The organism is Methanosarcina sp. UBA5, assembly GCF_002505485.1.
In the GTDB taxonomy this organism is placed as follows: Archaea; Halobacteriota; Methanosarcinia; order Methanosarcinales; family Methanosarcinaceae; genus Methanosarcina.
Window position 1 is genome coordinate 1 of the sequence record NZ_DAVG01000118.1, and the last position, 2970, is coordinate 2970.

General features: G+C 40.5%; 4 protein-coding genes. All 4 read left to right on the forward strand.

Going from position 1 to position 2970, the window contains the following annotated elements; genetic code table 11:
* Positions 1-50: 50 nt before the first annotated feature.
* Positions 51-170, forward strand: a complete 120-nt coding sequence (locus BP621_RS14960; protein WP_292391371.1) for an LPXTG cell wall anchor domain-containing protein — start codon at positions 51-53, stop codon at positions 168-170.
* A 41-nt stretch (positions 171-211) separates the two neighbouring features.
* Entirely contained in the window at positions 212-1426 is a 1215-nt protein-coding gene (locus BP621_RS14965) for an ABC transporter permease (RefSeq protein WP_292391367.1), read from the forward strand.
* A gap of 275 nt (positions 1427-1701) precedes the next feature.
* Positions 1702-2568 (forward strand): ABC transporter ATP-binding protein, encoded by an 867-nt coding sequence (locus BP621_RS14970; protein WP_292391368.1) that lies wholly within the window; start codon positions 1702-1704, stop codon positions 2566-2568.
* Positions 2569-2618: 50 nt separating this feature from the next.
* A partial coding sequence (locus BP621_RS14975; RefSeq protein ID WP_292391369.1) for a CARDB domain-containing protein occupies positions 2619-2970 on the forward strand: 352 nt, incomplete at its 3' end.

The following is a 2970-nucleotide window of genomic DNA, read 5'->3' on the forward strand; positions in this document are numbered from 1 at the left end:
CTGCAAATTATAACAACGGAATCAACAGACATGCAAACACTGTAGGAAACCTGAACTTTACGAGTTTTTCGGGATCTACTGAATCCAATTCAACATCCGTACTAGCAGGTGGACTTATTTTAATTTCTGTTCCTGCAGCTTTATTGTACTACAGAAGAAGGAAACAATAATTAAAGAAAGGTTAGCTGACATCATATTTGTGGGGGAAAATATGATAAAATTTACACAGGCAGCTCGTATAGCATCTGGGAGTATAGGAAGTGCTAAACTAAGATCTGCACTTACAACACTGGGGATAATAATTGGTATAGCTGCAGTAGTTGTTAATGCATCTCTTGGTGCCAGTTTTAACCAGTTTTTTACTGATGAAATTTCTTCTGTAGGCTCTAATTTTATTATCGCAGCTAGCGAGCAGCCAAATCTCTTCTTTGATAACGAGTACAATCTAATGAAGAATACGCCGGGAATTTCCGGTGTATCTCCCAGAAAATCGATGAGTGGGGATCTCACATATCTTTCGGAAACCAAAAACGTTAATGTTGCAGGAATCAACAAAGATTTTCAGGAGATTCAGGGTCTACAAATGGAAAGAGGCACTTTCCTGACGGATAAAGATAGCTCTGCTGCTGTTCTTGGATATGATATCGCAAATGACAAGTTCAGTAAGAATATTTCCCACAGGAGCACTGTAGAGATCGCTTTTCGACAGGAGAACGGTACGGTTGTGAAGAAGAGCTTTAAGGTAAAAGGAATCTTGAAAAATTCCGAGCCAACTGTTGTAAGTGAAGACAGCGACTATGATTTGACGGTTTTCATTCCCGTTTCTACTATGAATGGGATGATCGGGGAGAAAGACTATGGAGCTTTCCTTGCGATGGCAGAAAGTCCTGCAAAAGTTCGTGACATTTCAGATGACGTGGATAGCAGATTAGCCAGGAACTTCGGAATCCCGGAAAGAGATATTGATGATGAAGATTTAAAACCCTATTACGTCTTTAATCAGGAGGAGGTCCTTGAGCAAACTGGAAAAATAGGAGATGCTTTGAGTTCTTTCCTGCTTGTTCTTGCCCTAATATCTCTCTTTGTGGGCTCGATAGGAATTATGAATATTATGCTTGTGACCGTAACTGAAAGAACCAGAGAAATCGGGATAATGAAATCTGTAGGCTACAGCAATTCCAATATTCTATCTCTTTTCTTGCTGGAATCTGTAATGGTCAGTTCCTTTGGGGGGATCGTAGGTACTGTAATCGGTGGCCTTGGAGCTTACGCTCTTGAAATTGCCCTTAAACTTCCTCCTGTTTTCCCCTCAACATTGATTGGAATAGGGATTGCAGTTTCAGTTCTTGTTGGGGTAACTGCTGGTTTATATCCTGCAAGAAAAGCTTCACGTATGAATCCTGTGGATGCTTTAAGATATGAATAAGAATCTGCCCCTTAAATAGGGCTACTCCATCTGGAGAATAGCCCTTTTCTTTTTAAATCCGTTCTTCTTGACCAGCTCAATTAGATATTGATTAGCTAAAAATTGTTTCAAAATAACTTTATGTCGAGTAGCTCTATGAACCCATTTAACGAATTTAGAGCATCGTTAAATCACTTAATTGAATTCTTAAAAAATGAAAATCATTGTAGGCTATATGTATGAATAACCAGAATACCTATGAATGAATCTGAGCATTTGAAAAACGAGGAGTAGACATGGAAACGAAGATCTCGATTGAAGACGTTTCTGCTCCCGGAGATTCAATCTTGGAGACAGAAATCGAAAATCTCACACTTGAAGAAGAACTGCCCTCTAGAGAAGGCCTCGTTAATCCAAACGAAGAGCTGTTCAAATGTGAATTGGGCAGTTCGAGATATACGCAGAGTGACGAAACACATGGGACAGCAGCTCCCGTTATTGAAGTTATTAATGTCAAAAAGAGTTATACTCTTGGAGATATGGAGGTTCCAATTCTTCATGATATCAACCTTAAAGTGCGGGAGGGAGAATTCCTTGCTATAATGGGGCCCTCTGGCTCAGGAAAGAGCACACTTATGAATCTTATAGGTTTTCTTGATAGGCCTACGAAAGGGACAATCACAATTAAAGGCCTAGATATAAATAAACTATCTGACAAGGAAGTTGCGAAGCTCAGAGGGTTAGAAATCGGTTTCGTTTTTCAGACATTCAACCTGATCCCCAGGCTTACAGCTCTTGAAAACGTTGAGCTCCCTACCTATGCTAACACAAGGAATGGAGTCGATGCTCATGAAAGAGCAAAGGAATTACTTAAGCTCGTGGGGCTGGAGGATCGAATGCACCACAAGCCGGGTGAACTCTCAGGTGGCCAATCTCAGAGAGTTGCTATAGCCAGAGCTCTAATCAATGACCCTGCGATCCTCCTCGCAGATGAGCCCACTGGAAATCTGGACTCGAAGACAGGCTGTGAAATTCTAAATATGTTTAGAAGACTCAACGAAGACGGAAGAACCATTGTAATGATTACTCACGATTCGGAAATTGCAGGATATGCAGACAGGATAGTGCTCGTAAAGGATGGGATCATTCAGAATATAGAATAATCTCGGGTGTTATATTTCAAAACTCAAGCTAATTGGGGTGTGGAATTAGAATGACAAAAATCAAAAATTCACCTGTCGCTTTTGTATTATCTTTACTTTTAGTTTCCTTACTTTTTGCAGCTCCTGCCTCCGCAGCTGTTGGAGGAGCCAATCTGAAAGTTACAATAGTCGAAACAAATCCCTATCCTGCAAAAATAGGAGAATACCTAAATCTTACTGTTCAGGTGGAAAACATTGGAGGGGATAAAGCTGACAATGTTGATATCGAAGTTGTGCCTCAATATCCTTTCTCTCTTGATTCTGAGGCAAATGCCGTGAAAAACGTCGGAGCCCTCAATCCTGGCAAAACTGCTACAAAGGAATTTTACCTTTTCGTAGATAAAAATGCGCAGAAAGGTATCC